The organism is Haloarchaeobius lipolyticus (genome assembly GCF_051208015.1).
In the GTDB taxonomy this organism is placed as follows: domain Archaea; phylum Halobacteriota; class Halobacteria; order Halobacteriales; family Natrialbaceae; genus Haloarchaeobius.
This window is the reverse complement of record NZ_JBPKGF010000004.1, coordinates 368,315-392,748: the sequence shown is the minus strand read 5'-3', so window position 1 is coordinate 392,748 and position 24,434 is coordinate 368,315. Positions and strand designations below refer to the sequence as shown.

22 protein-coding genes are annotated in these 24,434 nt (G+C 64.3%); 20 read left to right on the top strand and 2 right to left on the bottom strand.

Translation table 11 applies throughout. The features are described 5' to 3' along the window. Nucleotides 1-86 precede the first annotated feature (86 nt). From ACSC1Y_RS14340 to ACSC1Y_RS14280, 13 genes are all read left to right on the top strand, one after another. Nucleotides 87-503: an NADH-quinone oxidoreductase subunit A gene (locus tag ACSC1Y_RS14340; protein WP_435335602.1), complete on the top strand. Its 417-nt coding sequence runs from the start codon at nt 87-89 to the stop codon at nt 501-503. After that, entirely contained in the window at nt 500-1,201 is a 702-nt protein-coding gene (locus tag ACSC1Y_RS14335) for an NADH-quinone oxidoreductase subunit B (RefSeq protein WP_435335601.1), read from the top strand. The genes ACSC1Y_RS14340 and ACSC1Y_RS14335 overlap by 4 nt, the downstream gene beginning before the upstream one ends. Continuing rightward, nucleotides 1,198-2,868 carry an NADH-quinone oxidoreductase subunit D gene (locus ACSC1Y_RS14330; RefSeq protein ID WP_435335600.1) on the top strand — a complete coding sequence of 557 codons (1,671 nt, stop codon included), beginning with the start codon at nt 1,198-1,200 and terminating at the stop codon, nt 2,866-2,868. Before ACSC1Y_RS14335 ends, ACSC1Y_RS14330 begins: the two co-directional genes overlap by 4 nt. Then, on the top strand, nt 2,868-3,950 hold the full coding sequence (locus tag ACSC1Y_RS14325) for a complex I subunit 1/NuoH family protein (RefSeq protein WP_435335599.1): 1,083 nt from the start codon (nt 2,868-2,870) through the stop codon (nt 3,948-3,950). The genes ACSC1Y_RS14330 and ACSC1Y_RS14325 overlap by 1 nt, the downstream gene beginning before the upstream one ends. Continuing rightward, nucleotides 3,947-4,408 carry a NuoI/complex I 23 kDa subunit family protein gene (locus ACSC1Y_RS14320; protein ID WP_435335598.1) on the top strand — a complete coding sequence of 154 codons (462 nt, stop codon included), beginning with the start codon at nt 3,947-3,949 and terminating at the stop codon, nt 4,406-4,408. The genes ACSC1Y_RS14325 and ACSC1Y_RS14320 overlap by 4 nt, the downstream gene beginning before the upstream one ends. Before the next feature lie 38 nt (nt 4,409-4,446). Next, nucleotides 4,447-4,716, top strand: a complete 270-nt coding sequence (locus tag ACSC1Y_RS14315) for an NADH-quinone oxidoreductase subunit J (RefSeq protein ID WP_435335597.1) — start codon at nt 4,447-4,449, stop codon at nt 4,714-4,716. Then, nucleotides 4,713-5,387, top strand: coding sequence for a hypothetical protein (locus ACSC1Y_RS14310; RefSeq protein ID WP_435335596.1), 675 nt, complete (start codon nt 4,713-4,715; stop codon nt 5,385-5,387). Before ACSC1Y_RS14315 ends, ACSC1Y_RS14310 begins: the two co-directional genes overlap by 4 nt. After that, nucleotides 5,387-5,692 carry an NADH-quinone oxidoreductase subunit NuoK gene (gene nuoK, locus ACSC1Y_RS14305; protein ID WP_435335595.1) on the top strand — a complete coding sequence of 102 codons (306 nt, stop codon included), beginning with the start codon at nt 5,387-5,389 and terminating at the stop codon, nt 5,690-5,692. Before ACSC1Y_RS14310 ends, nuoK begins: the two co-directional genes overlap by 1 nt. 2 nt (nt 5,693-5,694) lie before the next feature. Continuing rightward, the gene (gene nuoL, locus ACSC1Y_RS14300) at nt 5,695-7,746 is read left to right on the top strand and encodes an NADH-quinone oxidoreductase subunit L (protein ID WP_435335594.1); all 2,052 of its coding nucleotides are present in this window, start codon (nt 5,695-5,697) and stop codon (nt 7,744-7,746) included. Next, nucleotides 7,747-9,309, top strand: coding sequence for a complex I subunit 4 family protein (locus ACSC1Y_RS14295; protein ID WP_435335593.1), 1,563 nt, complete (start codon nt 7,747-7,749; stop codon nt 9,307-9,309). Then, on the top strand, nt 9,309-10,838 hold the full coding sequence (locus ACSC1Y_RS14290) for an NADH-quinone oxidoreductase subunit N (RefSeq protein WP_435335592.1): 1,530 nt from the start codon (nt 9,309-9,311) through the stop codon (nt 10,836-10,838). Before ACSC1Y_RS14295 ends, ACSC1Y_RS14290 begins: the two co-directional genes overlap by 1 nt. Nucleotides 10,839-10,900: 62 nt before the next feature. Then, the gene (locus tag ACSC1Y_RS14285; RefSeq protein ID WP_435335591.1) at nt 10,901-12,382 is read left to right on the top strand and encodes a DHH family phosphoesterase; all 1,482 of its coding nucleotides are present in this window, start codon (nt 10,901-10,903) and stop codon (nt 12,380-12,382) included. Between the two features lie 92 nt (nt 12,383-12,474). Further along, the gene (locus ACSC1Y_RS14280) at nt 12,475-13,275 is read left to right on the top strand and encodes a CBS domain-containing protein (protein WP_435335590.1); all 801 of its coding nucleotides are present in this window, start codon (nt 12,475-12,477) and stop codon (nt 13,273-13,275) included. 311 nt (nt 13,276-13,586) lie between these two features. On the opposite strand, the gene ACSC1Y_RS14275 is transcribed toward ACSC1Y_RS14280, so the two are convergent. Both ACSC1Y_RS14275 and tuf read right to left on the bottom strand, forming a co-directional pair. Further along, complete coding sequence (locus tag ACSC1Y_RS14275) at nt 13,587-13,814, bottom strand: hypothetical protein (protein ID WP_435335589.1); 228 nt, start codon at nt 13,812-13,814, stop codon at nt 13,587-13,589. Nucleotides 13,815-13,916: 102 nt separating this feature from the next. Further along, complete coding sequence (gene tuf, locus ACSC1Y_RS14270; protein WP_435335588.1) at nt 13,917-15,218, bottom strand: translation elongation factor EF-1 subunit alpha; 1,302 nt, start codon at nt 15,216-15,218, stop codon at nt 13,917-13,919. A 161-nt stretch (nt 15,219-15,379) separates the two neighbouring features. On the opposite strand from tuf, the gene ACSC1Y_RS14265 reads away from it, so the two are divergent. The 7 genes from ACSC1Y_RS14265 to acs all read left to right on the top strand — a co-directional run bounded on the left by ACSC1Y_RS14265 (nt 15,380) and on the right by acs (nt 24,422). Next, nucleotides 15,380-17,080, top strand: coding sequence for a methylmalonyl-CoA mutase family protein (locus ACSC1Y_RS14265; protein WP_435335587.1), 1,701 nt, complete (start codon nt 15,380-15,382; stop codon nt 17,078-17,080). Between the two features lie 401 nt (nt 17,081-17,481). Then, nucleotides 17,482-18,699 (top strand): substrate-binding protein, encoded by a 1,218-nt coding sequence (locus ACSC1Y_RS14260; RefSeq protein ID WP_435335792.1) that lies wholly within the window; start codon nt 17,482-17,484, stop codon nt 18,697-18,699. Between the two features lie 67 nt (nt 18,700-18,766). After that, on the top strand, nt 18,767-19,711 hold the full coding sequence (locus ACSC1Y_RS14255) for a branched-chain amino acid ABC transporter permease (RefSeq protein WP_435335586.1): 945 nt from the start codon (nt 18,767-18,769) through the stop codon (nt 19,709-19,711). Continuing rightward, nucleotides 19,708-20,850: a branched-chain amino acid ABC transporter permease gene (locus tag ACSC1Y_RS14250; protein ID WP_435335585.1), complete on the top strand. Its 1,143-nt coding sequence runs from the start codon at nt 19,708-19,710 to the stop codon at nt 20,848-20,850. The genes ACSC1Y_RS14255 and ACSC1Y_RS14250 overlap by 4 nt, the downstream gene beginning before the upstream one ends. Then, a complete protein-coding gene (locus ACSC1Y_RS14245; RefSeq protein WP_435335584.1) occupies nt 20,850-21,608 on the top strand; it encodes an ABC transporter ATP-binding protein in 759 nt (252 codons plus the stop codon). Before ACSC1Y_RS14250 ends, ACSC1Y_RS14245 begins: the two co-directional genes overlap by 1 nt. Beyond that, complete coding sequence (locus ACSC1Y_RS14240) at nt 21,608-22,345, top strand: ABC transporter ATP-binding protein (protein ID WP_435335791.1); 738 nt, start codon at nt 21,608-21,610, stop codon at nt 22,343-22,345. The genes ACSC1Y_RS14245 and ACSC1Y_RS14240 overlap by 1 nt, the downstream gene beginning before the upstream one ends. 91 nt (nt 22,346-22,436) lie before the next feature. Beyond that, nucleotides 22,437-24,422: an acetate--CoA ligase gene (gene acs, locus ACSC1Y_RS14235; RefSeq protein ID WP_435335583.1), complete on the top strand. Its 1,986-nt coding sequence runs from the start codon at nt 22,437-22,439 to the stop codon at nt 24,420-24,422. Nucleotides 24,423-24,434: the final 12 nt, after the last annotated feature.

The window sequence follows — 24,434 nt, the reverse complement described above, 5'->3', positions numbered from 1 at the left end:
GAAACCCCGGAGAGAAGCCGAAAATCGCAAGAATCAACCCTTATATGGGAGCGCTCCAAACCCCCGGATGATACGGAGTATACGGTATGAATCCATGGATAGCCATAGGGGCGTTGGCTCTGGTCGGGTTGCTGATTCCGCTCGGTATGATGGCGGTGTCGGCACTCCTCAGACCGACGGTACCCGAGAAGAACAAACGCGCCACATACGAAAGTGGTGAGATCCCCACCGGCGGGACGCGCATCCGGTTCAACATCCAGTACTACATGGTCGCGCTCCTGTTCGTCGTCTTCGACATCGAGACCGTCCTCATCTTCCCGTGGACGGTCATCTACAGCTCTGCTCTCGAAGGCGGCGTCGGGCTCGACGTCGTGCTGGTCCCGATGCTCGTGTTCATCGCCGTGCTGGTCGTGGGTCTCGCCTGGGCGTGGCGCAACGGCGCTGTCAAGTGGGCACGGAGCCCCCGCGCCGAGAGTAGAAAGGGAGCACAGGCAAAACGATGAGCAGTGACAATCCCACAGACCGAACGAGTACAGACGCTCTGACCAAGACGCGCGATGCGCGGATGGGCGAGGGAGTCGACGACCGGTTCAACTCCAAACTTCGCGAGGCGTTCGGCTCGACGCCGTTCATCCTCACGAAGTTCGACAAGTTCATGAACTGGGTCCGGGGCTCCTCGATGTTCATGCTGCAGTTCGGTATCGCGTGCTGCAGTATCGAGATGATTCACACGTACGCGATCAAGCACGACCTGGACCGCTTCGGTGCAGGTGTGCCGCGGGCGTCCCCGCGACAGGCGGACGTCATCATCGTGCCCGGGACCATCGTGTCGAAGTTCGCGCCGCGGATGAAGCGCGTCTACGACCAGATGCCCGAGCCGAAGTTCGTCGTCGGGATGGGTTCGTGTACCATCTCCGGCGGCCCGTTCCAGGAGGGCTACAACGTCATCAAGGGCGCAGAAGAGGTCATCCCGGTCGACATCCACGTCCCGGGCTGCCCGCCGCGTCCGGAGGCCCTCATCTACGGCGTCGCGAAGCTCCAGGAGCGCATCGCCAACGGCGAGTCCGCTCCGGTGACCGTGAAGCCGTACGAACTCGAGCAGTTCGGCGACATGCCGCGCGACGAGGTCGTCGACAAGCTCGCGGACCAGATCGACGAAGAGACGCTCGCCATGCGCTACAACTGGGCTGATTCACCATGAGCCTGGAGAAGCCAAGCGAGCGGATGGTCACGGCCGAGGGTGACGTCGACGGCGACGCCATCCTCGACCTGCTCGGCGACAAGGTGCTCGACACGGAGGAGCACCTGAACGCCGACCAGTCCGTCGTCGTCCGCCCCGACCAGGTCGAGGAGACGCTCCTTGCGCTCCGCGACCAGGCCGGGTTCGACCACTGTTCCTGTGTCACCGCGCAGGAGTACGAGGACCGCTTCGAGTCCATCTATCATCTGAAGAAGTACGACGACCCGACCCAGCAGGTCAGCGTCGTCGTCCCGGCCTCGAAGGACAACCCCGTCAGCCAGTCCGGCAACGCGGCCTACCGCACCTGCGACTGGCACGAGCGCGAGGCGTACGACCTCGTCGGCATCCAGTACGAGGACCACCCGGACCTGCGTCGCATCCTGCTGCCCGAGACGTGGCAGGGCCATCCCCTCGGGATGGACTACGACCAGGACCGCCCGCAGATCGTCACGCTGGGCGAGTGGGACAACCCGCTCAAGGACGACCACCGTGACGACGAGGCGGACACGATGTTCCTGAACATCGGCCCGCACCACCCGGCGACCCACGGCGTGCTGCACGTCAAGACCGTGCTCGACGGCGAGCAGGTCGCAGACGTCGAGAGCGACATCGGCTACCTCCACCGATGCGAGGAGCAGATGTGCCAGCAGGGCACCTACCGCCACCAGATCATGCCCTACCCGGACCGCTGGGACTACGTCTCGGCGGGCATCCTCAACGAGTGGGCCTACGCCCGCGCGGCGGAGGACCTCGCGGACATCGAGGTGCCGGAGTACGCACAGATCATCCGGACGATGTCGGCGGAGTACTGCCGCATCGCCGCGCACATGCTCGCACTCGGGACGTTCGCGCTGGACGTCTACGGTGACTTCACCGCCATCTTCCAGTACGCGTTCCGCGACCGCGAGGTCGTCCAGAACATCCTCGAGGACCTCACCGGTCAGCGGATGATGTTCAACTACTTCCGCCTCGGCGGCGTCGCGTGGGACCTCCCGGAACCGCGCGAGGAGTTCTTCGAGAAGTCGCGCGACTTCCTCGAGGACCTGCCGACGAAGCTGGAGGAGTACCACGACATGATCACGTCGAACGAGATCTTCCAGCTCCGCTGTGTGGACACGGGCTACCTCGACCCCGAGGTCGCCAAGTCCTACGGCGCGACGGGTCCCGTCGCACGTGGCTCCGGCATCGACTACGACCTGCGCCGCGACGACCCCTACGGCTACTACGACGAGCTCGACTGGGACGTCGTCACCGAGGACGGCTGCGACAACTACGCTCGCGTCCTCGTCCGGATGCAGGAGGTCGAAGAGTCCGCCAAGATCATCGAGCAGTGTGTCGACCTGCTCGAGGAGTGGCCGGAAGACGACCGCACCATCCAGTCGAACGTGCCGCGCACGCTGAAGCCGGCCGACGACACGGAGACCTACCAGGCGGTCGAGGCCGCGAAGGGCGAACTCGGCATCTACATCCGCGCAGACGGTACCGACAAACCCGCACGGTTCAAGATCCGCAGTCCGTGCTTCTCGAACCTGCAGACGCTGCCCGAGATGAGCCAGGGCGAGTACATCCCCGACCTCATCGCATCGCTGGGTAGCCTCGACATCGTTCTCGGGGAGGTCGACCGCTGATGGCTGAGAAGACGCTCCTTCCCGAGACGATCCAGCAGGCGCTCGGACTGGGCGCGTACGGCGCACTCGGCGAACTCGTCGCCGCGTTCATCGCGGCGTTCCTCGTCGGGAACATCTTCCTCGCCTACACCGGCATCGCCGGCCCGTGGGCGAAGCGGAAGATCACGGCCGCATTCACGGACCGCATCGCGGTGAACCGCATCGGGCCCTTCGGCCTGCTCATCATCGTGGCGGACGCGGTCCGCCTGCTCGCGAAGGAACTGATCATCCCGGAGAACGCGGACCGGCCCGCGTACGACCTCGCACCCATCATCATGGCCGGCTCGGCCATGCTCGGGTTCGCGGTCATCCCCATCGGCTCCATCGCCGGCGTCAACCTGCAGCTCGCCGACCCTGACGCTGGCCTCGCCTACGTCTTCGCCGTGGCGTCCATCGCGACGCTCGGCATCACGATGGGTGGCTACGCGTCCGCGAACAAGTACTCCCTGCTCGGTGGCCTCCGCGCCATCGCACAGAACATCGCCTACGAGATTCCGCTCGTCATCACGGCCGCGTCCGTCGTGCTGTTCACGGGGACGCTCCAGATGAGCGGCATCGTCGAGGCGCAGACCGCGACGTTCATCTCGCTGGGACCGATCCAGATCAACTCGTGGTTCGCGTTCGTGAACCCGTTCGCGTTCGTGCTGTTCATGGTCGCGAACCTCGCCGAAGTCGGACGTAACCCGTTCGACATCCCCGAGGCGCCGACCGAGATCGTCGCAGGGTACCAGACCGAGTACTCCTCGGTCTACTTCGTCCTCATGTACCTGGGCGAGTTCCTGCACATCTTCCTCGGTGGCGCTATCGCCGCGACGCTGTTCCTCGGTGGCCCGACGGCACCGATTCCGCAGCTCGCGGTCATCCCGGGCTTCATCTGGTTCACCGCGAAGATCTGGGGCGTGTTCCTGCTGACGCAGTGGTTCCGCTCCGCGATTCCGCGTGTGCGTATCGACCAGATGATCGAGATCGGCTGGAAGGGCATGCTCGTCCTTTCGTTCGCCAACCTGCTGCTGACCGCGATACTCGTCGGGGTGATAGCATGATCGGACTCCTCAAATCGATGGCAACGACGATGAAGCACGCACTCGACGGCGAGACGTTCACCGTCGAGTACCCGGACGTCGCACCCGAGGTCTCCCCCCGGTTCCGCGGCGTTCACAAGTTCAGCCAGGAACGCTGTATCTGGTGCCGCCAGTGTGAGAACGTGTGTCCGAACGACACCATCCACATCGTCACCGACGCACAGCGCAACGGTGAGCAGTACAACCTCCACATCGGGCAGTGCATCTACTGCCGACTGTGCGAGGAGGTCTGCCCGGTCGACGCGATTCTGCTGACGCAGAACTTCGAGTTCACCGGCGACACCAAGGACGACCTGGTGTACAACAAGGATCAGCTCCGCGCCGTCCCGTGGTACAAGGACATCGACCCGCTCGAGTCCCGTGAACCCGACCGCGGCGCGTGGATCGGCGAAGGAGACGGAGAGGTCGACTACCAGTAAGTGACGACCGATACGAAACACAAGGAAGGATATAGAAAATGGTAACCGCAGAACTCGTCGCCTTCGCGCTCTTCGCCATCGTCACGATGGCGAGTAGCATCGGCGTCGTTCTCGTGGAGGACGTGTGGCACTCCGCACTCCTCCTCGGCGTCGCGCTACTGAGCTTCGCGGTGCACTACGTGATGCGAGATGCAGAGTTCCTCGCAGCGATGCAGATACTCGTCTACGTGGGCGGGGTCCTCATCCTCATCACGTTCGCCGTGATGCTCGTGCGCCAGGAAGGCGAAACAGAGGTGGTAGAGACATGACGACGAAACCGAAGCTGCGCCTCGGTGGGCACCTCGCCCCCGGAATCGTCGCAGTGCTGCTGTTCGCCGTGATGGCGTTCACCTTCGTGAGCGCACCCATCGCGGGCGACAACGCGGGATTCGGTGATGCGACGGTCGAACTCGGCTCCGCCGACGACATCGCGACCGAGCAGACCGACTCCGGCAAGTTCGCCGTCGTCGAAGCACAGAACAACCAGACGTTCGCCGTCGTCAAGGAACAGACGACGAACGCTGACGGAAACAAGACGACCAAGGAGGTCAAGAAGGTCAAACTCTCGGACGACTCCCCGGAGAACGTGAACGCATCGGTGTTCACGCAGAACGGGAAGGTCTACGCGCGTGCGACCGGCGCCTCCGGTGGCGTGACGGACGACATCGGGTACCACCTGTTCGGTCTCGGCTCGAGCGCAGAGCCGACCGTGCCCGGTGAGTCGTTCCTCGTCGCGTTCGAGATCATCGATCTGGTGCTCGTCGCAGCACTCGTCGGTGCCGTGATGCTCGCCCGTCGTGACGTCGGCGGCGAGGTCGTCGGTGCGCTCGGTATCGGCGGGAGCGACGACGAGTCGTCCAGTGGTCCGGCGGTCGCGACCGACGGCGGTTCCGCGGCAGCTGAATCTCGCCGGGCCGGATCCGACGGAGGTGACAACTGATGGCGATCGACAACACGTACTATCTGATACTCTCGGCCGGCGTCTTCTGTACCGGCCTGTTCGGCATCCTCACCCGTCGGAACGCGCTGATGTTCCTGATGTCGGTCGAGCTGATGCTCAACGCGGCGAACATCAACCTCGTCGCGTTCAGCCAGTACCACGGCAACCTGACCGGCCAGACGTTCGCGCTGTTCACGATGGCGCTGGCGGCGGCCGAGGTGGCCATCGGTATCGGCATCATCCTCGTACTGTACCGTAACTTCGAAGACGTAGACGTGGCTGACGCCACGACGATGAGGTGGTAACGATGGCAGGAGAACTCGCATTCGAACTCGCGCCCGCAATCGCGGCGCTTCCGTTCGCCTCGTTCCTGGTCGCGCTCGCGGTCGGGAAGTACATGCCCAAGGGTGGGGCACTCGGTGGCATCGCCGCCACCGGTGGCTCGCTCGTCCTCTCGCTGTTCGCCATGCTGACGGTGTACGGCGGGAAGGCGTACCACCACGAGCTGTTCGTCTGGAGCGGCGCCGAGGAGATTCCGCTCCACTTCGGCGTCCTCATCGACCCGCTGTCGGCGATGATGCTCGTCATCGTCTCGCTCATCGCGTTCCTCGTGCACATCTTCAGCATGGGGTACATGAACGACGAGGGCGAGACCGGCCTGCCGCGCTACTACGCCGAACTCGGGCTGTTCACCTTCTCGATGCTCGCGTTCGTCATGGCGGACAACATCCTCATGGCGTTCATGTTCTTCGAGCTGGTCGGTCTGTGTTCGTACCTGCTCATCGGCTTCTGGTTCCGCCAGGACGGCCCGCCGTCGGCCGCGAAGAAGGCGTTCCTCGTCACCCGTTTCGGGGACTACTTCTTCCTCATCGGCGTGGTCGGCATCATCGCGACGTTCGGGACCGGCCTGTTCGTCAGCACGGAGGAGCAGGAGTCGTTCCCCGTCCTCGCCGAGCACGCGCTCGCCGAGGGTGGCGCGCACGTGAACACCTTCCTCGGCATGGGCCCCGAAGCGTGGTTCCCGATCCTCGGGCTCCTCGTCCTCGGCGGCGTCATGGGTAAGTCTGCGCAGTTCCCGTTCCACACCTGGCTGCCGGACGCGATGGAGGGCCCGACGCCCGTCTCCGCACTCATCCACGCGGCGACGATGGTCGCAGCCGGTGTGTACCTCGTCGCTCGGATGTACGGCTTCTACGCGCTGCTCCCGACGGTGCTCGCGGTCATCGCACTCGTCGGTGGCTTCACCGCGCTGTTCGCCGCCACGATGGGCGTCGTCAAGAAGGAGATCAAGCAGGTCCTCGCGTACTCCACCATCTCGCAGTACGGGTACATGATGCTCGCACTGGGTGGCGGTGGCTACGTCGCGGCGACCTTCCACCTGATGACCCACGCCTTCTTCAAGGCGCTGCTGTTCCTCGGTGCAGGGTCGGTCATCATCGCGATGCACCACAACGAGAACATGTGGGACATGGGCGGACTGAAGGACAAGATGCCCGTGACCTACGCCACGTTCCTCGCCGGCTCGCTGGCGCTCGCGGGCATCTTCCCGTTCGCCGGCTTCTGGTCGAAGGACGAGGCACTGTACGAGACCCTGCTGCACGGTCTCGGAACCGAGGGGATGGCGGGAACGCTGCTCCTCGTCGCCTACGGCATGGGCATGCTCGCCGTGCTGTTCACCGGGTTCTACACCTTCCGGATGGTCTTCCTGACCTTCCACGGGGAGCCCCGGTCCGACACGGCTCGTAACCCGCACGGCGTCCGCTGGAACGTGAAGGTCCCGCTCGTCGTCCTCGGCGTGCTGGCGACCGTGTCCGGCTTCGTCAACGCCGTCCCCCTCGGTATCGAGGAGCTTCACCACTACCTGGACAAGGGTGAGAAGGCGGCCGAGCCGTTCCACGCGCTCGCCGCCCACCACTACACCGGTGGCGAGAAGAGTCTCCTCCACGAGTTCGCACACTTCAAAGCGGCCGAGTTCCCGACGCTCGTTGCCGCAGCAGCGTCGCTCGGACTCGCGCTCACGGGAGTCGGACTGGCGTACGCGCTGTACGCTGGTGCCGACCCCGAGGAGCACACGGACAAGCTCGGCTCCGTGAAGACACTCTGGTACAACAACTACTACCAGGACGAGTACCAGGTGTGGCTCGCGACGGGTCTCACCCTGCCCCTGGCGAAGGTCGCCGACAAGTTCGACCAGGGCGTCGTCGACGGCGTCGTCAACGGCGCATCCAGCGTCAGTCTGCTCGGTAGCTCGCGCATCAAGCGCGTCCAGACTGGCGTGGTGACGAACTACGCGGCCCTCCTCTCGCTGGGTCTCGTGGTCCTCCTGGTCATCGTCGGCATAACAGGGGGGTGGTTCTAAATGATAAACGGAACGATTGAAGCGCTCATCGCAGTCACGTTGGTCGGATCGTTCGTCGTCATGGCCAGCTCCGACCGGGTCGCGCCGAAGCTCGCGACAGTCTGGAGTCTGCTGCCGCTGGCCGGTAGCCTCTACATGTGGGCCAACTTCGACGGTGAGAAGAACGCACTCCTCTCCGATGGAGTGCTCGCGTTCGAGAGTCAGGTCAACTGGCTCTCGCTCGGACCGCTGCCCGACATCCAGTGGTACGTCGGCGTCGACGGCATCAGCATGCCGCTCGTCGTCCTGACCGGCGTCCTCACCACGCTCGCACTCGTGAGCTCGTGGACGCCCATCGACGAACGTCAGTCGCAGTTCTACGGTCTCGTCCTCTTCCTCGAGGCGGGCCTGCTCGGCGTCTTCACGGCGCTCGACTTCTTCGTCTGGTTCGTCTTCTGGGAGGCCGTCCTCCTGCCGATGTACTTCCTCATCGGTGTCTGGGGCGGTCCCCGCCGCAAGTACGCGGCGATCAAGATGTTCGTCTACACGAACGTCGCCTCGCTGGTGATGTTCATCGGCTTCGCGGCACTCGTCTTCGGCCTCGGCGTCGATTCGTTCGGCCTGCCGGCGGTCACCGAAGCGAGTCTCGGCGCGAACCCGGCCGCGGACACCTCCTTCGGGTTCTCCGTTGGAGCCCTGAAGGCCGCCGCGTTCTTCGCGATGTTCGCCGGATTCGCGGTGAAGGTGCCGGTCGTCCCGGTGCACACCTGGCTGCCTGACGCTCACGTCGAAGCACCGACCCCGGTGTCGGTGCTCCTGGCCGGCGTCCTGCTGAAGATGGGTACCTACGCACTGCTCCGGTTCAACTTCACGATGCTTCCCGAGGTGGCGAACGCGAACGCGCCCATCATCGCGGCGTTCGCCGTCATCTCCATCATCTACGGCGCGATGCTCGCGCTCGCACAGAGCGACCTCAAGCGCATCGTCGCCTACTCGTCCGTCTCCTCGATGGGCTACGTCATCCTGGGCCTCGTCGCCTACACGCTCTACGGCGTCGGCGGCGCGACGTTCCAGATGATCTCCCACGGCCTCATCTCGGGGCTGATGTTCATGGCCGTCGGCGTCATCTACAACACGACGCACACGCGCATGGTCACGGACATGTCGGGGATGGCCGACAAGATGCCGTACACGGTCGCGATATTCATCGCGGGCGCGTTCGGTTACATGGGCCTCCCGCTCATGTCCGGCTTCGCGGCCGAGTTCTACGTCTTCCTCGGTTCGATGCAGGCCAAGTGGGGCGCCAACTTCGGCGACATCCACGTGCTGTTCACCGCAGTCGGGATGTTCGGTATCGTCGTCGTCGCTGGCTACCTGCTGTTCGCCATGCAGCGCACCCTGTTCGGGGAGTTCCGCCTCGACACCGACTACGAGGTCGGTGAGGCACCGCTCCACGATGTCGCACCGCTCGCGGTGCTGCTCGTCATGATCATCGCGCTCGGCACCGCGCCGGACATCTTCTTCGAGATGATCCGCGACGCGTCTGGTCCGGTCGCTGATCTCATCTCCGGAGGTGGTGCCTGATGGCACTCGTCGACTACCAGTGGCTCTCGCCGGCGATCGTGCTGGCGCTGACGTCGCTGCTGTTGCTGCTCGTCGACAGCGTCAACCCCGACACCCGCAACCGCGGGCTGCTCGCGGGAATCTCCGTCACCGGTTCCTTCGTCTCGCTCGTCGCCGCCGTTGGCCTGCTGGCCACGTACGGTGACCTGAGCGAGCCGCCGACGATTCCGGTCGGAGACGCGCTCATCGTCGACCAGATGGCGCTGCTGCTCGCCGTCATCGTCGCCTCGGTCACGGCGATGGTGTCGCTCGCGAGCTACAACTACCTGCGCGACCACGCCTACCAGGCCGAGTACTACTCGCTGGTCATGCTGGCCGCGACGGGGATGACGCTGATGGCGATGGCCAACTCGCTGGCCACCATCTTCGTCGCGCTCGAACTCGCTTCCCTGCCCTCGTACGCGCTCGTCGCGTTCCTGAAGAAGAACAAGGGCAGCGTCGAGGCGGGTCTGAAGTACTTCCTCATCGGCGCCCTGTCGAGCGCCGTGTTCGCCTACGGTATCAGCCTCATCTACGCTGCGACCGGCTCGCTCCTGCTCTCGGACGTGCAGGCGGCCATCTCCAGCGACTTCGCGGGGCTGCTCGGGATGGGCGTCGTGATGACCATCGCCGGTATCGGCTTCAAGGTCGCCGCCGTTCCGTTCCACTTCTGGGCACCGGAGGCCTACGAGGGCGCGCCCGCGCCGATAAGCGGGTTCATCTCCTCGGCCTCGAAGGCGGCCGGCTTCGTCATCGCCTTCCGCGTGTTCACCGAGGCGTTCCTGCAGGTCTCCTCTGAGGGAGGCCAGTTCGTCGTGCTCGGTGCGGACTGGGTCCTGCTGTTCCAGATCCTCGCCGTCGTCACGATGACGCTCGGCAACTTCGCCGCGGCGACGCAGAACAACGTCAAGCGGATGCTCGCGTACTCCTCCGTCGGTCACGCCGGCTACGTCCTCATCGGACTGGCCGCGCTCTCCGGTGGCGGCGCAGCCGTCGGCGGCAAGATCGAAGCAGGGCAGTTCGTGCTGGCCGGCAGCATGCTGCACCTGTTCGTCTACGGCTTCATGAACACCGGCGCGTTCCTGTTCATCGCACTCGCGGAGTACTGGGACGTCGGCCGGACGTTCGAGGACTACACGGGACTCGGCCGGCAGGCGCCCATCGCGTCTGTCGCGATGACCGTGTTCATGTTCTCGCTCGCTGGGCTGCCGCCGTTCGGTGGCTTCTTCAGCAAGTACCTGCTGTTCGGTGCCGCCATCGACAGCGGGTTCTGGTGGCTCGCCGCGATCGGCGCCATCAACAGTGCCGTGAGCCTGTTCTACTACACGCGGGTCGTGAAGGCGCTGTGGGTCGACGACCGACCCGAGAGCAAGAAGCCGCTCGAGATCACCGGTCGACCGGTCGGCATCTACGCCTCGGTCGTGTTCGCAGCGGTCGTGACGACGGCGATGTTCGCCGTCTTCGGTCCGCTGTCCGACTCCGCCATCGAGGCGGCCGCGGCACTGCTGTAACGGCTTCCTTTCTTTTCGCACGGTGTCGGTACACTTTACCCGCCGGAGTGGCAACGCCGGGTATGGTCTCCCGGGTCGTCCTCGGGTGCGGTGCTATCGGCCAGCGTCTCGTCGAGGGGATGGCCGACTGGCACGGCTTCCAACGCGTCGTCTGTGACCGCGAGAGCCGCGTCCAGGCCCTCAGAGAGGAGGGTGTTAACGCGATCAACGCGGACCCCCGGGATCCGTCGGTCCTCGCGAAACTCGACGACGCGGATGTCGTGATCGTGGCGAGTGACGGCGCTCGCGCGAACTTCGAGATTGCGGAGGCCGCCAGGGAGCGGTATCCCGATGCGTTGCTCGTCGTCTACGCAGGTATCGATGCGAGCGAATCGGAGCGGTCGGCGCTCGCCGGCCTCGCGGACAGACTCATAGACCCCCGGGATGCGCTCGCCTCCGCCATCGTCGACCGGGTCGCGGACGAGCGCGCCGAGCATTCGCTCGAACTACGGCGCGTGCTCGACGACATCGACGGCAAGCTCGCCGTCGTGATGCACGACAACCCGGACCCGGACGCGATCGCGAGCGCAGTCGCACTGGCGCGGCTCGCGGAGGCGGTCGGCACACCAGCGGTCGCCTGTTACTACGGCGAGATCTCACACCAGGAGAACAGGGCGATGGTCAACCTGCTCGACCTGGAGTTACAGAGTCTGGAGCCGGGCTCGGACCTCGGTGAGTTCGCCGGCTTCGCACTCGTCGACCACTCCAGACCGGGTGTGAACGACCAGCTTCCAGAGGAGCTGTACGTGGACATCGTGATCGACCATCACCCACCGAGAGGTCCCATCCAGGGCCGGTATCAGGACCTTCGGTACGACGTGGGCTCGACGAGTACGCTGCTCACGGACCACTACGACCGACTCGGCGTTCCGTTCGACGAGACGGTCGCGACCGCGCTCCTGTACGGTATCCAGGTGGACACGCAGGACTTCAGTCGCGAGGTCGCGACCCTCGACTTCTCGGCCGCGGCGATGCTGCTCCCGTTCGTCGACACGGCGACACTCGAACGCATCGAGTCACCGAGCATCAGCGGCGACACGTTCGACACAGTCGCACGTGCCATCAGGAACCGCGAGGTCCGGGGGTCCGTGCTGGTGACGGGAGCCGGGCGCATCAACGACCGGGACGCGCTCCCACAGGCGGCGGACAAGCTCCTGACGATGGACGGCATCACGACCACGCTGGTCTACGGGTTCATCGACGACGTCGTCTACATCTCTGCGCGAGCACAGGGAACGGACATCGACCTGGGGGAGACGCTCCGCTCGGCGTTCGACCAGATCGGAAGCGCAGGTGGTCACGCAGACATGGCCGGCGCACAGATACCGATCACACAGGCGTTCGGCGAGTTCGAGACCGAGGAGGACCGCGACGTGGCCATCCGGGAGGTCATCGAGGACCGGTTCTTCGACGCGATCCGTTCCGTGCCGGGGTCGCTGTCTCACCGTCGGAATATCGACCACGAGGCCGCCCGCTCTGACACCGGGCCGAGCCGAGGGGAATAGCCGCACACCACCGGTAGAAGTCGACGAGGGAACGACGGCCGTGGACGAACGACGCAGAAGGGCTTTTCCCATCTGGACCAGTTGGTGGATATATGGACGACGAGCCGAGCGACCACGGGAAGCCACTCGTGAAGGACTACATGACACAGGACGTGGTGACCGTCTCGCCTGACGCGACTGTCGGTGCGGTCGCGACGCGCATCGCCGAGAGCGACGAGCACAGTGGATTCCCGGTGTGTGACCGTCGTCGCGTCGAGGGGTTCGTCAGCGCCCGGGACCTGCTGCTCGCCGAGGACGACGAGCCGATATTCAAGGTGATGACGACGGACCTCATCGTGGCTCACCCGGACATGAAGGTGACAGACGCGGCGCGCGTCATCCTCCGGTCGGGCATCCAGAAGCTTCCGGTCGTCGACGACGCCGGGAACCTTGTCGGTATCATCTCCAACGCTGACGTCATCCGGAGCCAGATAGAACGCGCGACCCCCGAGAAGGTGGGGAAACTGCGACGGACGCTCGAGAGCATCCACGGCATCACGCTCTCGCAAGAACGGCGAAAGGTCTCGCTCGATGCGCTCACGCCGACGCAGAAGAAGGTTTACGCGGACGAGCTGGAGGGCCGACGATACGAGCTGGAGCGCAAGCTGGCCGAGCCGCTGGTCGTCATCGACAACGGCGGGACGCTGTTGCTCGCAGACGGTCACCACCGGGTCATGGCGGCCGACCGCATCGGTGTCGAGGAGATGGACGCCTACGTCATCGTCATCGCAGACCCGATCGAGCTCGGGATGGCGAAGACGGCCGAGCGCGAGGGACTCCACTCGCTGTCGGACGTACAGGTGGTCGACTACGCGCGGCATCCGCTGGTCGAGACGACGAAGCGGCTGCAGTGAGGCTTGTCGGCTGCTGAAGTTGGCGAGCAGGTAGCTGTCGGTTCCACGCGAGCCGGGTCACTACGCACCCGCTGACCGACTCGCGGCGGCTGTCAGGTCACGTCGACGGTTGCCGCGTCTTCACTCAAAAAGGGTGACACCGGAACGTGGTGGGACAGGGGTGCGGCTGTCAGGTCCGGGGTCGGGACATCGGTGCCAGATATGAGCCCGGAAATCCGGTGCCGGGTCCGGGCCCGGGAACGGGTGCCAGATGATGTATTCGTGGGCGGTACACGGACAGCAGCTCCAGGGTGTCGGTCGGTGTTCTGGAATCAGTAATCTTCGTGTATCCAGAACGTCTCGACGAACTCGGTGTTCACCCAGCGAGTCTTGTCCTCCGCTTCGACCTTCATGTACGGTTCGTCCTCGAACTCGACGGTATGGAGGTGGAGCTCTCCTTCCTCACCGGACGCTGTCCGGATCATCACCTCACCGTACTCCTCCAGCGCGTTCTCGAGGCGAGCGAACGTCGTCTCTTGCTGCGCGTCTGTGAGGGACATGGGGAATTACCTCACCTGTAGCGAGGGGCTGCTGATAGATGGACCCCCAGCCAAGAGAGATAGCCCGGAGAAGCGAACACGTCGAAGAGAGCAGAACCCTGCTCAGGCGGCGGGCTTCTTCCCCTTGTCCTTCCCGATCTGCTTCGGCGTCACCTCGAGAACCTTCCCTGCGGCGATGGTCTGGCCGGAGTCGCGGAGCGCGAAGCTCCCGAGCTCAGGGAGTTCGGACGAGCTCTCGACGACGAGCGGTTTCTGCGGACGCAGGGTCACGATGGCGGCGTCGCCGGCCTCGATGAAGTCGGGGCTCTCTTCGACGACCTCGCCGGTCTTCGCGTCTATCTTCTTGTCGATGGACTCGAAGGTGGTCGCGACCTGTGCGGTGTGGGTGTGCAACACCGGGGTGTAGCCGGCCGTGATGACCGAGGGGTGTTGCATGACGATTATCTGCGCGGTGAACGTCTCGGCGACGGTCGGCGGTTCCTCTGCGGGTCCGCAGACGTCGCCGCGCTTGATGTCGTCCTTGCCGATGCCGCGGACGTTGAAGCCGACGTTGTCGCCGGGGACTGCCTGCTTCACTTCCTCGTGGTGCATCTCGATGGAGGTGACCTCGCCCGATGCGCCCGACGGCATGAACGTGACCTTCATCCCGGGTTCGAGCGTGCCGGTCTCGACGCGGCCGACGGGGACCGTTCCGATACCGGAGATGGTGTAGACGTCCTGGATGGGGAGCCGAAGCGGCGCGTCGGTCGGCTTCTCGGGGGCCGGGAGGTCGTCGATGGCCTCCAGGAGCGTCTTCCCCTCGTACCAGGGCATGTGCTCGGAGTGCGCGGAGATGTTGTCGCCCTCGAACGCCGAGATGGGGACGAAGGTCGCGTCGTCGGACTTGAAGTTGACCTGCTTCAGGAGCTTGATGACGTCCTCTTTCACCTCGTCGTAGCGGGCCTCGTCGTAGTCGACGAGGTCCATCTTGTTCACGGCGATGATGAGTTCCGCGATGCCGAGCGTGCGCGAGAGGAAGACGTGCTCGCGAGTCTGCGGTGCGACACCGTCGTCAGCGGCGACGACGAGGACCGCGTTGTCGGCCTGTGACGCACCCGTGATCATGTTCTTCACGAAGTCTCGGTGACCGGGGGTGTCGACGATGGTGAAGAAGTGTTTGTCCGTATCGAAGCGCTTGTGGGCGACGTCGATGGTCAGCCCGCGGTCACGTTCCTCCGCGAGGTTGTCCATCACGTAGGCGAACTCCCAGCCGCCTTTTCCGCGGGACTCCGCCTCTTCTCTGTACTGCTCGATGATGTGCTCCGGGACGCTCCCTGTCTCGAACAACAGTCGTCCGACGAGTGTGCTCTTTCCGTGGTCGACGTGTCCGATTATCGCGAGGTTCTGGTGAACTTTCTCTGCCATGGGTATCACTGCCGCGTGTCCGCGGCAATATTCATAATAGTTCGTGTAAGAGGATTACCCTTACTCCTGCGGTGGCATGCAAGAGGACCAGCGAGGATTCGTCACCAGGGACGGTCGGGGTTAACCGAACGCTTTTGCCCTGTCTGGCAGAATTTGCGTGTATGTACGATGAGGACGACCTCGCTGACATCCGCAAGTCTCGCGAGGAGTGGGAGGACGAGACGCTAGAACCCGTGCTCGACCGCTTCGGTGAGCGAAAGGACCGCTTCGCCACGGTGTCGAACATGGAGGTCGACCGCCTGTACACCCCGGACGACATCGCCGACCTCGACTTCGAGGACGACCTTGGCTTCCCCGGGGAGGAGCCGTTCACGCGCGGCCCGTACCCGACGATGTACCGCGGTCGCACCTGGACCATGCGCCAGTTCGCCGGCTTCGGGACCGCGGAGGAGACGAACGAACGCTTCCACTACCTCATCCAGGAGGGCCAGACCGGCCTCTCGACTGCGTTCGACATGCCCAGCCTGATGGGCAAGGACTCCGACGACCCGCTCTCCGACGGCGAGGTCGGCAAGGAGGGCGTCGCCGTCGACACCCTGCGCGACATGGAGATACTGTTCGACGGCATCGACCTCTCGGAGGTCTCCACCTCGTTCACCATCAACCCCTCCGCCCCGGTCATCTTCGCGATGTACGTCGCGCTCGCCGACCAGCGAGGCGTCCCGCGCGACGAGCTCAGCGGCACGATGCAGAACGACATGCTGAAGGAGTTCATCGCGCAGAAGGAGTGGGTCATCCCGCCCGAACCTTCGCTGGACGTCGTCACCGACACGGTCGAGTTCGCGATGGAGGAGGCGCCGAAGATACACCCCATCTCTATCTCGGGCTACCACATCCGCGAAGCCGGCTCGACGGCGGTCCAGGAACTGGCGTTCACCCTCGCCGACGGCTTCGCCTACGTGGAGGACGCGATAGAGCGCGGGCTCGACGTGGACGAGTTCGCCCCCCAGCTCTCGTTCTTCTTCAACTCCCACAACGCCATCTTCGAGGAGGTCGCGAAGTTCCGCGCGGCCCGGCGCATCTACGCCCGCGTGATGTCGGAGTGGTACGGTGCAGAGAAGCCCGAGTCGAAGCGGTTGAAGTTCCACACCCAGACCGCCGGCCAGTCCCTGACGGCCCAGCAGCCGCTCAACAACGTCGTCCGTGTGACCATCCAGGCCCTCGCCGGCGTCATGGGTGGGACCCAGTCCCTGCACACGAACAGCTTCGACGAAGCGCTCGCGCTACCCTCCGAGCGGGCCGTCCGCGTCGCCCTGCGGACTCAGCAGATAATCGCCGAGGAGTCGGGGGCGGCCGACATCGTCGACCCGCTCGGCGGGAGCTTCGCCATCGAAGCGCTCACCGACGAGGTCGAACGGCAGGCGATGGACTACATCGAGGAGATCAAGGAGATGGGCGATGGCTCTGTGCGAGACGGCGTCCTCGAGGGCATCGACCAGGGGTACTTCCTGCGCGAGATACAGGAGGCCTCCTACGAGTACCAGAGCCGGGTCGAGGACGACGAGGAGATCGTCGTCGGCGTCAACAAGTACACCATCTCCGAGGATACGGAGCCGGAGATCCTCAAGGTCGACGAGGCCGCACAGGAGAAGCAGCTCGAACGGCTCGCCCAGGTCAAAGAAGAGCGCGACGACGACGCCGTCCAGGCGTGTCTCGACGACCTGCGTGACGCCATCCAGTCCGACGCGAACGTCATGCCGGCCATCGTCGAGGCGGTCAAGGAGTACGCGACGATGGGCGAGATCATGAAGGTGTTCGAGTCGGAGTACGGGGCGTACTCCGAGCAGATCGGACTGGCCTGAAGGGCGCGAGCGACCGTCACCGAGTTCGTTCCCTGACGACTATCACCCATGTTCGCTGACGCTTCGTCCCCCCGGGTGTGGTCGTCCATCTCGGGGTCCACTCCACCGCCGTCTTCCTCGGTATCCTATGTTCAGACCAGAAATTACAGGTTTCAGTAACATCTATCCACCCGTTCGAACCCGGTGTCTGCACCGAGTTTTCGTTCGGCTCTGGCGTTAATATACGGATTTAATTAAACCTCGAAAAACTTATTGCCGATTGTTTCATGGTAGCTTGTGACGTGGCACCAAATGACCAGCACTCCCGACGTGACCTGCTGAAAGCGACGACCGCAACCGGAATCGGGGCGGCACTCGCAGGGTGTACCGGGAGCCTGACGAGCGGTGGCAGCCAGGAACAGATTGGGAACTATCCGATAGAGGGGGACACAGCGACCTACGGTTTCAACGTCCCGCTCTCGGGACCGTACGGGTCGGAGGGTGAAGACGAACTCCGTGCGTACAAACTCGCAGTCAAGCACCTCAACGAGGGTGGCGGTTGGGTGGACACACAGTTCGACGACCTCTCCGGCGACGGTGTCGCCGGCAAGAAGATCGACTGGGTAAAAGCCGACACTGCCACGGACAAGACGAAAGCCAAGGAGAACGCACGCCAGCTCATCGAGCGCGACAACGTCATCATGATCTCTGGCGGGTCGTCCTCCTCGGTCGCGATCAACGTTCAGGCGGAGTGTCAGAAACAGAAGGTGCTGTTCATGGCCTGTCTGACCCACTCGAACGACACGACCGGGTCCGACTGTGTACGGTACGGGTTCCGTGAGATGTTCGACGCGTACCATACGGCGGCAGCACTCGCACCGGTCCTCAAGAGCGAATACGGCGAGGACAAGAAGTTCTACCAGCTGTACGCGGACTACACCTGGGGGAAGTCCGTCGAGGAGTCGATGCGCCAGTTCATGACGGAGGAGGCGAACTGGAGTCAGATAGACTCCGTCGCGACCCCGCTGGGGACGAAGAACTACTCCTCGTACCTGTCGAAGGTCTCGAACTCGGACGCAGACGTACTGATGCTCGACCACTACGGGCTCGACCTCGCGAAGTCGCTCACGCAGGCCGTCGACGCCGGGTTGAAAGACGAGATGACCATCGTCGTCCCGCTCTACAACCGGCCGATGGCGAAGGCGGCGGGCTCGGCCATCTCGGGCGTGTTCGGCACCGTCGCCTGGGACTCCGCTATCGACAACGAGCCGTCGAAACAGTTCACGGAGGCGTTCAAGCAGGAGTACGATGGCCGGATACCGTCCGGCCCGGCCCAGCTAGCGTACGCGCAGACGCTTCAGTACTCCGCGGCCGTCGAACGGGTGGGCTCGTTCCACCCGGAGAAGGTCATCAAGGAGCTGGAGGGTCACTCGTACGACAACCTCGGTATGGGGAAGGAGACGATGCGAGCCTGCGACCACCAGGCCCAGCGAGCGGTCCCCGTCGTTCGCGGACTACCAGAAGGTGAGATAGAGACCGGAAACTACTACGAGATCGTCGAACTCACCCCCGCGGACAAGGTCACCTACGGTTGCGACGAAGGTCCAGCCGGCGAGTGTGACCTGGGTCCGTACAAGTGAACCGCCAGACGAGTAGTTTCGGTACCTCTCACAGCTAGAAAATGTCATACAATATTTGGAGTAGTACATGAGTCTCGCAACCGACGTCGTTTCGATACTGTTGAACGGCCTCCAACAGGGCTCGATTTACGTCTTGCTGGCGGTCGGGCTGTCGATCATCCTCGGGACATTAGAGTTCGTCAACTTCGCCCATGGCGCACTCTACATCATCGGGGCGTACTTCGGGCTGTACGTCGCCGGGAACCTGACGCTCTCGGAGGGGTACCTCTCCGAACAGGGGCTCAGCACCATCGGGCTCGGCGCTGGATTCCTCACCGCGATGGTCGCCGTCGTGGTGGTCGTCTTCCTCATCGGCTTGCTGATGGAGCGGTTCGTGGCGAGGGCGTTCTACGACAGACCGGATACGGACCAGATACTGGTCACGTTCGGCCTTGCCATCGTCGTGCAGGAGGCGCTCCGCCTGCTGTTCGGCTCCAGCAGCCAGACGTTCGCCCAGCCGATACAGGGGTCGGTCCCCATCGAGGGCGTCGCCACGACCTGGTGGCGAATCGCCGTCATCGGCATCACCGCCGTCCTCGTCCTCGGTGTCTACCTGCTCATCGAGTACACTGACTTCGGGCTGGTCGTCCGGGCCGGCACCGAGGACGCCGAGATGGTCCGACTGCTCGGCATCCGGATCACCCGCCCTTACGTCATCGTCTTCGGTATCGGTGCCGCGCTGGCGGGAGTCGCCGGCGTCGTCGGTGGGCCGTTGAATCCCATCAATCCGACCGCCGGGACCGACGTCCTCGTTCCGGCATTCGTGACCGTCGTCATCGGGGGTGTCGGCAGTATCCGCGGGGCGGTCCTCGGGGGAGTCACATTGGGACTGATACAGTCCTTCTTCATCCAGTTCTCCATCGGCGGCTACAACACGGCACCGTGGGCGCAGGTCGCCATCTACGCGATGGCAGCCGTCATCCTGCTGTGGCGGCCGCAGGGAATCCTCGGTGACGAGGTGAGCACCGCATGACGGGAGGCAGTGCTGACGGCGGACACGAACCTGCCACCGTCGAACCACGGCCAGAAGAGCAGACAGATGGACTGTACGGGCAGTTCTCGGCGATGGTCGGGGACGAGGGAGCGGTGCTCTTGCTCACCCTCGTCGGCGTCCTCGTCTTCCCCTATCTCTTCGCGGGTGCGCCGGTCGTCAGCGACCTGCTGAACGGGTACTACGGTCTCACCACGCTCATCCTCATCTGGGGCATCTTCACGATGGGATTCGACCTGCTCCACGGCTACACCGGACTGTTGTCGTTCGGTCACGCGGCCTTCTGGGGCACCGGAAGCATCGTCGCTGGCCTGCTCATCGAGTACGGCGGCATCGACTATCCCCTCGTACTCGTGGCGGCGGGACTGCTCGCGAGCATCCTCGTCGCGTGGCTGCTCGGGTTCCTCTCGCTCCGGCGCGGCGGAATCTACTTCTCCATCCTGACGCTCGCGTTCGGGCAGATGCTGTACTTCACAATCTTCGGCCCACTCGGACCCATCACGGGTGGCGAGGACGGTCTGTTGCTCGACGTGGGGAACCTGCTCGGGGTCATCCCGCTCTCGGCGGGGGTCCCGATTCTTACCCCGCTCGGGCTCGTCGGGAGCTGGCTGTACCTCCTCGTGGCCATCTTCACCGTGGTCGCGGTCGGAATCGCCTACCGAATCCTGAAGTCACCCTATGGACTCGTCTTCCGGGCGATCCGGGAGAACGAACAGCGAGCCGAGTTCGTCGGGCTCAATGTCTGGCGGTACAAGCTCGTCGCATTCATCATATCCGGTGCATTCGCCGGCGTCGCCGGCGCGCTGTTCACCATCTACAACAGCTCGACCTCCGCGTCGATGTTCTACTGGCTCATCAGTGGCGAAGTCGTCATCATGAGCATCCTCGGGGGGGTCGGGACGTTGTTCGGGGCGTTCCTCGGTGCCGGCCTCTACCTCTACATGTCGAACGTCCTGAGCTCTAGCGTCGGGGACAGCTGGCACCTCTTGCTCGGTATCATCTTCGTGCTGGTCGTCTGGCTCGTCCCGCGCGGCCTCTGGGGTGGCGTGCAAGACATCCGAGCCCGGCTGTCCGCTGACGACGACTCGTCACCGATTCCGGCCGACGGAGGTGACCGCTGATGGCACTACTCGAAACCGACGGACTCGTCAAGCACTTCGGCGGCGTCACCGCGACAGACGACGTCTCCATCTCGGTCGAGGAGGACGAACGCGTCAGCCTCATCGGCCCGAACGGGGCCGGCAAGTCGACACTCATCAACCTGATGACCAGGCGGCTCGAGCCGACGGACGGCGACATCCGGTTCAAGGGCGAGTCCATCCTCGGGCTCGACCCGCACGAGGTCGTCCAGCGCGGCGTGAGCAAGTCGTTCCAGACGGCGTCTATCTTCCCGGAGCTGTCGGTGGTCGACAACGCCCGTATCGCTGCACTGGGGGCGGAACACGGCGCGTTCCGGTTCAACTTCTTCCGGCGGCTGGACTCGTACGACGAGGTCGAGACGGTCGCCCGCGAGACGCTCCAGTCGGTCGGACTCTGGGCACAGCGACACCAACGCGCGTCGGACCTGCCTTACGGTGACAAACGGCGGCTGGAGATCGGTATCGCACTCGCTGCGGAACCCGACCTGCTGTTGATGGACGAACCGACGGCGGGGATGTCCCCGGAAGAGACCGATGCGACGGTCCAGCTCATCGAACGGGTCAAGCGGGAACGGGGCCTGACGTTCCTGCTCGTGGAACACGACATGGAGATCGTCTTCGAGGTTTCGGACCGCATCATCGTCCTCAACCGTGGTGAGGTCATCGCCGAAGGAACACCGGACGAAATCAGGGAGAATCCGGCAGTGCAGGAGGCCTACCTCGGAGGTGTCGAACAGTGATGCTCGAACTCGAAGACGTCAACGCCCATTACGGGCAGAGTCACATCCTGCGTGACGTCTCGATGGAGGTCTCGGAGGGAGAGATATGCGCCCTGCTGGGGCGCAACGGGGCGGGGAAGACGACGACGCTTCGCTCCATCGCCGGTGCCGAACCACCGGAGGTCCGGAGCGGAACGGTGCGGTTCAGGGACACGGACGTCACCGGCGACTATCCGGAGGACGTCGCCGCCCGGGGAATCTCGTTCGTCCCCGAGGAACGCCGCGTGTTCTCCGAGCTGACCGTCGCAGAGAACCTCAAACTACCCGAAGTCGCACAGAACCCCTCGAACCGGTGGGGCCGAAGCGCTGCGAGCACGCGTACCGGACTCTCGCTCGACGCCGTCTTCGAGTACTTCCCACGACTCGAGGAGCGACAGGAGCAAACCGCCGGAACGCTCTCCGGTGGTGAACAGCAGATGCTCGCCATCGCGAGGGCCCTCAGACAGCCGACCGACCTGTTACTCCTCGACGAACCGTACGAGGGGCTCGCCCCGCAGATAATCCAGTCGGTCGAGGACGCCATCCGTCGCATCCGCGACGACGGCCAGACCATCCTCCTCGTCGAACAGAATGCCCGCGCCGCGATGCGGATAGCGGACCGGTGTTACGTCATCGACCAGGGCGAGGTCGTCTTCGAAGGCGAGTCGAGCGAACTGGAAGCCGACGAGGAGACCCGGAGGCGGTACCTCGGCGTCTGATGGGATAGTCGAAGGATACGGCCGCTGACACCCCGCTCTCCGGCCGCGGGGCAATTTTTATCTCCTTTTTCCGTGAAGGTCACCACGTACCATGGCCGACGATACCGATGCACCCGAAGTAGAGCTGGAGGCCCGTCTCCAAGAGCAGGACTCGTTCGAGCCAGCCGAGTCGTTCGTCGAACAGGCGAACGTCTCCGACCCGGCCATCTACGAGGAGTTCGAAGAGAACTGGCCCGAGTGCTGGGAACGTGCGGCCGAGATGCTCGACTGGGAACAGCCGTACAGCGAGGTGCTCGACGATTCGGACGCGCCGTTCTACGAGTGGTTCGGGGACGGGACACTGAACGCCTCGTACAACTGCATCGACCGGCACATCGAGGACGGTCGGAAGAACCAGGCCGCCATCCGCTGGGAGGGAGAACTGGGCGAGCGACGGACCTACACCTACCAGGACCTCTACCGCGAGGTGAACGCGTTCGCAGCGGCACTGCGAGACCTCGGCGTCGAGGAAGACGACGTTGTCACCCTGTACATGCCGATGGTCCCCGAACTGCCCATCGCGATGCTGGCGTGTGCGCGCATCGGTGCACCGCACTCCGTCGTCTTCGCGGGCTTCTCGGCCGACGCGCTGGCTACCCGGATGAACGCGGCCGAGTCCGAGTACCTCGTCACCTGCGACGGCTACTACCGACGTGGCGACCCCCTCAACCACAAGGAGAAGGCGGACAAGGGGCTGCGCGGCGTCGACCACGACGTCGAGACCGTCGTCGTCGACCGCCTCGGGGACGAACTGAAGCACTTCCTCGGCGACCACGCACACGATTACGGCGAGCTGGTCGACGACCACGACGGCGAGGAGGTCGAACCGGTCGAACGCGGCGCGGAGGACATGCTGTTCCTGATGTACACCTCCGGCACGACCGGCGAGCCGAAGGGCGTAAAGCACACCACGGGCGGCTACCTCTCGTACGCCGCCTGGACGAGCCACGCCGTCCTCGACGTCAAACCGGAGGACACCTACTGGTGTTCTGCGGACATCGGCTGGATCACCGGCCACTCCTACATCGTCTACGGCCCGCTCGCGCTCGGGACGACGACACTCATGTACGAGGGGACGCCGGACTACCCGGAGCGTGACCGCCTCTGGGAACTGGTCGACCGCTACGACGTGGACGTGTTCTACACCGCGCCGACCGCGATTCGCGCCTTCATGAAGTGGGGCAAGCAGTACCCCGAGAAGCACGACCTCTCCAGTCTCCGGCTGCTCGGAACCGTCGGCGAACCCATCAACCCGCGGGCCTGGAAGTGGTACCACAAGCACATCGGCGACGAGCGGTGTCCCGTCGTCGACACCTGGTGGCAGACCGAGACCGGCGGCATGATGATAACCACACTCCCTGGCATCAAGGACATGAAACCCGGTTCGGCAGGTCCGCCACTTCCCGGCATCTCCGCGAAGGTCGTCGACGCCAAGGGCGAGGAGGTCGAACCCGGCCGCGCCGGCTACCTCACCGTGGACCAACCCTGGCCGGGGATGCTCCGTACGTTGTACAACAACGACGAGCGCTTCATCGAGGAGTACTGGACCGAGTACTCTGACCCCGATTCCGACACCTGGGTCTACTTCCCGGAAGACGGTGCGAAGATAGACGACGACGGCTACATCACGGTGCTGGGGCGCGTCGACGACGTCATCAACGTCTCCGGCCACCGCCTCGGCACGATGGAGATCGAGTCCGCCATCGTCGGCGTCGAGGGCGTCGCGGAAGCCGCCGTCGTCGGCGGCGACCACGAGGTGAAGGGAGAGGCCGTCTACGCCTACGTCATCACCGAAGACGGCTACGACGGCGACGACGAGCTCCGACAAAAGATAATCGACGGCGTCGACGAGGCCATCGGCCCCATCGCCAAGCCAGAGCAGGTCATCTTCACGCCCGAACTGCCGAAGACCCGCTCCGGCAAGATCATGCGCCGACTCCTCGAGGACATCGCGAACGACGAGGAGCTGGGAGACACCTCGACGCTCCGCAACCCGGAGATCGTCGACGAGATCGCCGCGAAAGTCCGCGGCGAGTAGCGCGGGAGGTCC

Bases quoted from the DNA above. Each gene is read 5' to 3' on its own strand.
- ACSC1Y_RS14340 (WP_435335602.1), top strand. From the start codon at position 87: ATGAATCCATGGATAGCCATAGGGGCGTTGGCTCTGGTCGGGTTGCTG.
- ACSC1Y_RS14335 (WP_435335601.1), top strand. From the start codon at position 500: ATGAGCAGTGACAATCCCACAGACCGAACGAGTACAGACGCTCTGACC.
- ACSC1Y_RS14330 (WP_435335600.1), top strand. From the start codon at position 1,198: ATGAGCCTGGAGAAGCCAAGCGAGCGGATGGTCACGGCCGAGGGTGAC.
- ACSC1Y_RS14325 (WP_435335599.1), top strand. From the start codon at position 2,868: ATGGCTGAGAAGACGCTCCTTCCCGAGACGATCCAGCAGGCGCTCGGA.
- ACSC1Y_RS14320 (WP_435335598.1), top strand. From the start codon at position 3,947: ATGATCGGACTCCTCAAATCGATGGCAACGACGATGAAGCACGCACTC.
- ACSC1Y_RS14315 (WP_435335597.1), top strand. From the start codon at position 4,447: ATGGTAACCGCAGAACTCGTCGCCTTCGCGCTCTTCGCCATCGTCACG.
- ACSC1Y_RS14310 (WP_435335596.1), top strand. From the start codon at position 4,713: ATGACGACGAAACCGAAGCTGCGCCTCGGTGGGCACCTCGCCCCCGGA.
- nuoK (WP_435335595.1), top strand. From the start codon at position 5,387: ATGGCGATCGACAACACGTACTATCTGATACTCTCGGCCGGCGTCTTC.
- nuoL (WP_435335594.1), top strand. From the start codon at position 5,695: ATGGCAGGAGAACTCGCATTCGAACTCGCGCCCGCAATCGCGGCGCTT.
- ACSC1Y_RS14295 (WP_435335593.1), top strand. From the start codon at position 7,747: ATGATAAACGGAACGATTGAAGCGCTCATCGCAGTCACGTTGGTCGGA.
- ACSC1Y_RS14290 (WP_435335592.1), top strand. From the start codon at position 9,309: ATGGCACTCGTCGACTACCAGTGGCTCTCGCCGGCGATCGTGCTGGCG.
- ACSC1Y_RS14285 (WP_435335591.1), top strand. From the start codon at position 10,901: ATGGTCTCCCGGGTCGTCCTCGGGTGCGGTGCTATCGGCCAGCGTCTC.
- ACSC1Y_RS14280 (WP_435335590.1), top strand. From the start codon at position 12,475: ATGGACGACGAGCCGAGCGACCACGGGAAGCCACTCGTGAAGGACTAC.
- ACSC1Y_RS14275 (WP_435335589.1), bottom strand. From the start codon at position 13,814: ATGTCCCTCACAGACGCGCAGCAAGAGACGACGTTCGCTCGCCTCGAG.
- tuf (WP_435335588.1), bottom strand. From the start codon at position 15,218: ATGGCAGAGAAAGTTCACCAGAACCTCGCGATAATCGGACACGTCGAC.
- ACSC1Y_RS14265 (WP_435335587.1), top strand. From the start codon at position 15,380: ATGTACGATGAGGACGACCTCGCTGACATCCGCAAGTCTCGCGAGGAG.
- ACSC1Y_RS14255 (WP_435335586.1), top strand. From the start codon at position 18,767: ATGAGTCTCGCAACCGACGTCGTTTCGATACTGTTGAACGGCCTCCAA.
- ACSC1Y_RS14250 (WP_435335585.1), top strand. From the start codon at position 19,708: ATGACGGGAGGCAGTGCTGACGGCGGACACGAACCTGCCACCGTCGAA.
- ACSC1Y_RS14245 (WP_435335584.1), top strand. From the start codon at position 20,850: ATGGCACTACTCGAAACCGACGGACTCGTCAAGCACTTCGGCGGCGTC.
- ACSC1Y_RS14240 (WP_435335791.1), top strand. From the start codon at position 21,608: ATGCTCGAACTCGAAGACGTCAACGCCCATTACGGGCAGAGTCACATC.
- acs (WP_435335583.1), top strand. From the start codon at position 22,437: ATGGCCGACGATACCGATGCACCCGAAGTAGAGCTGGAGGCCCGTCTC.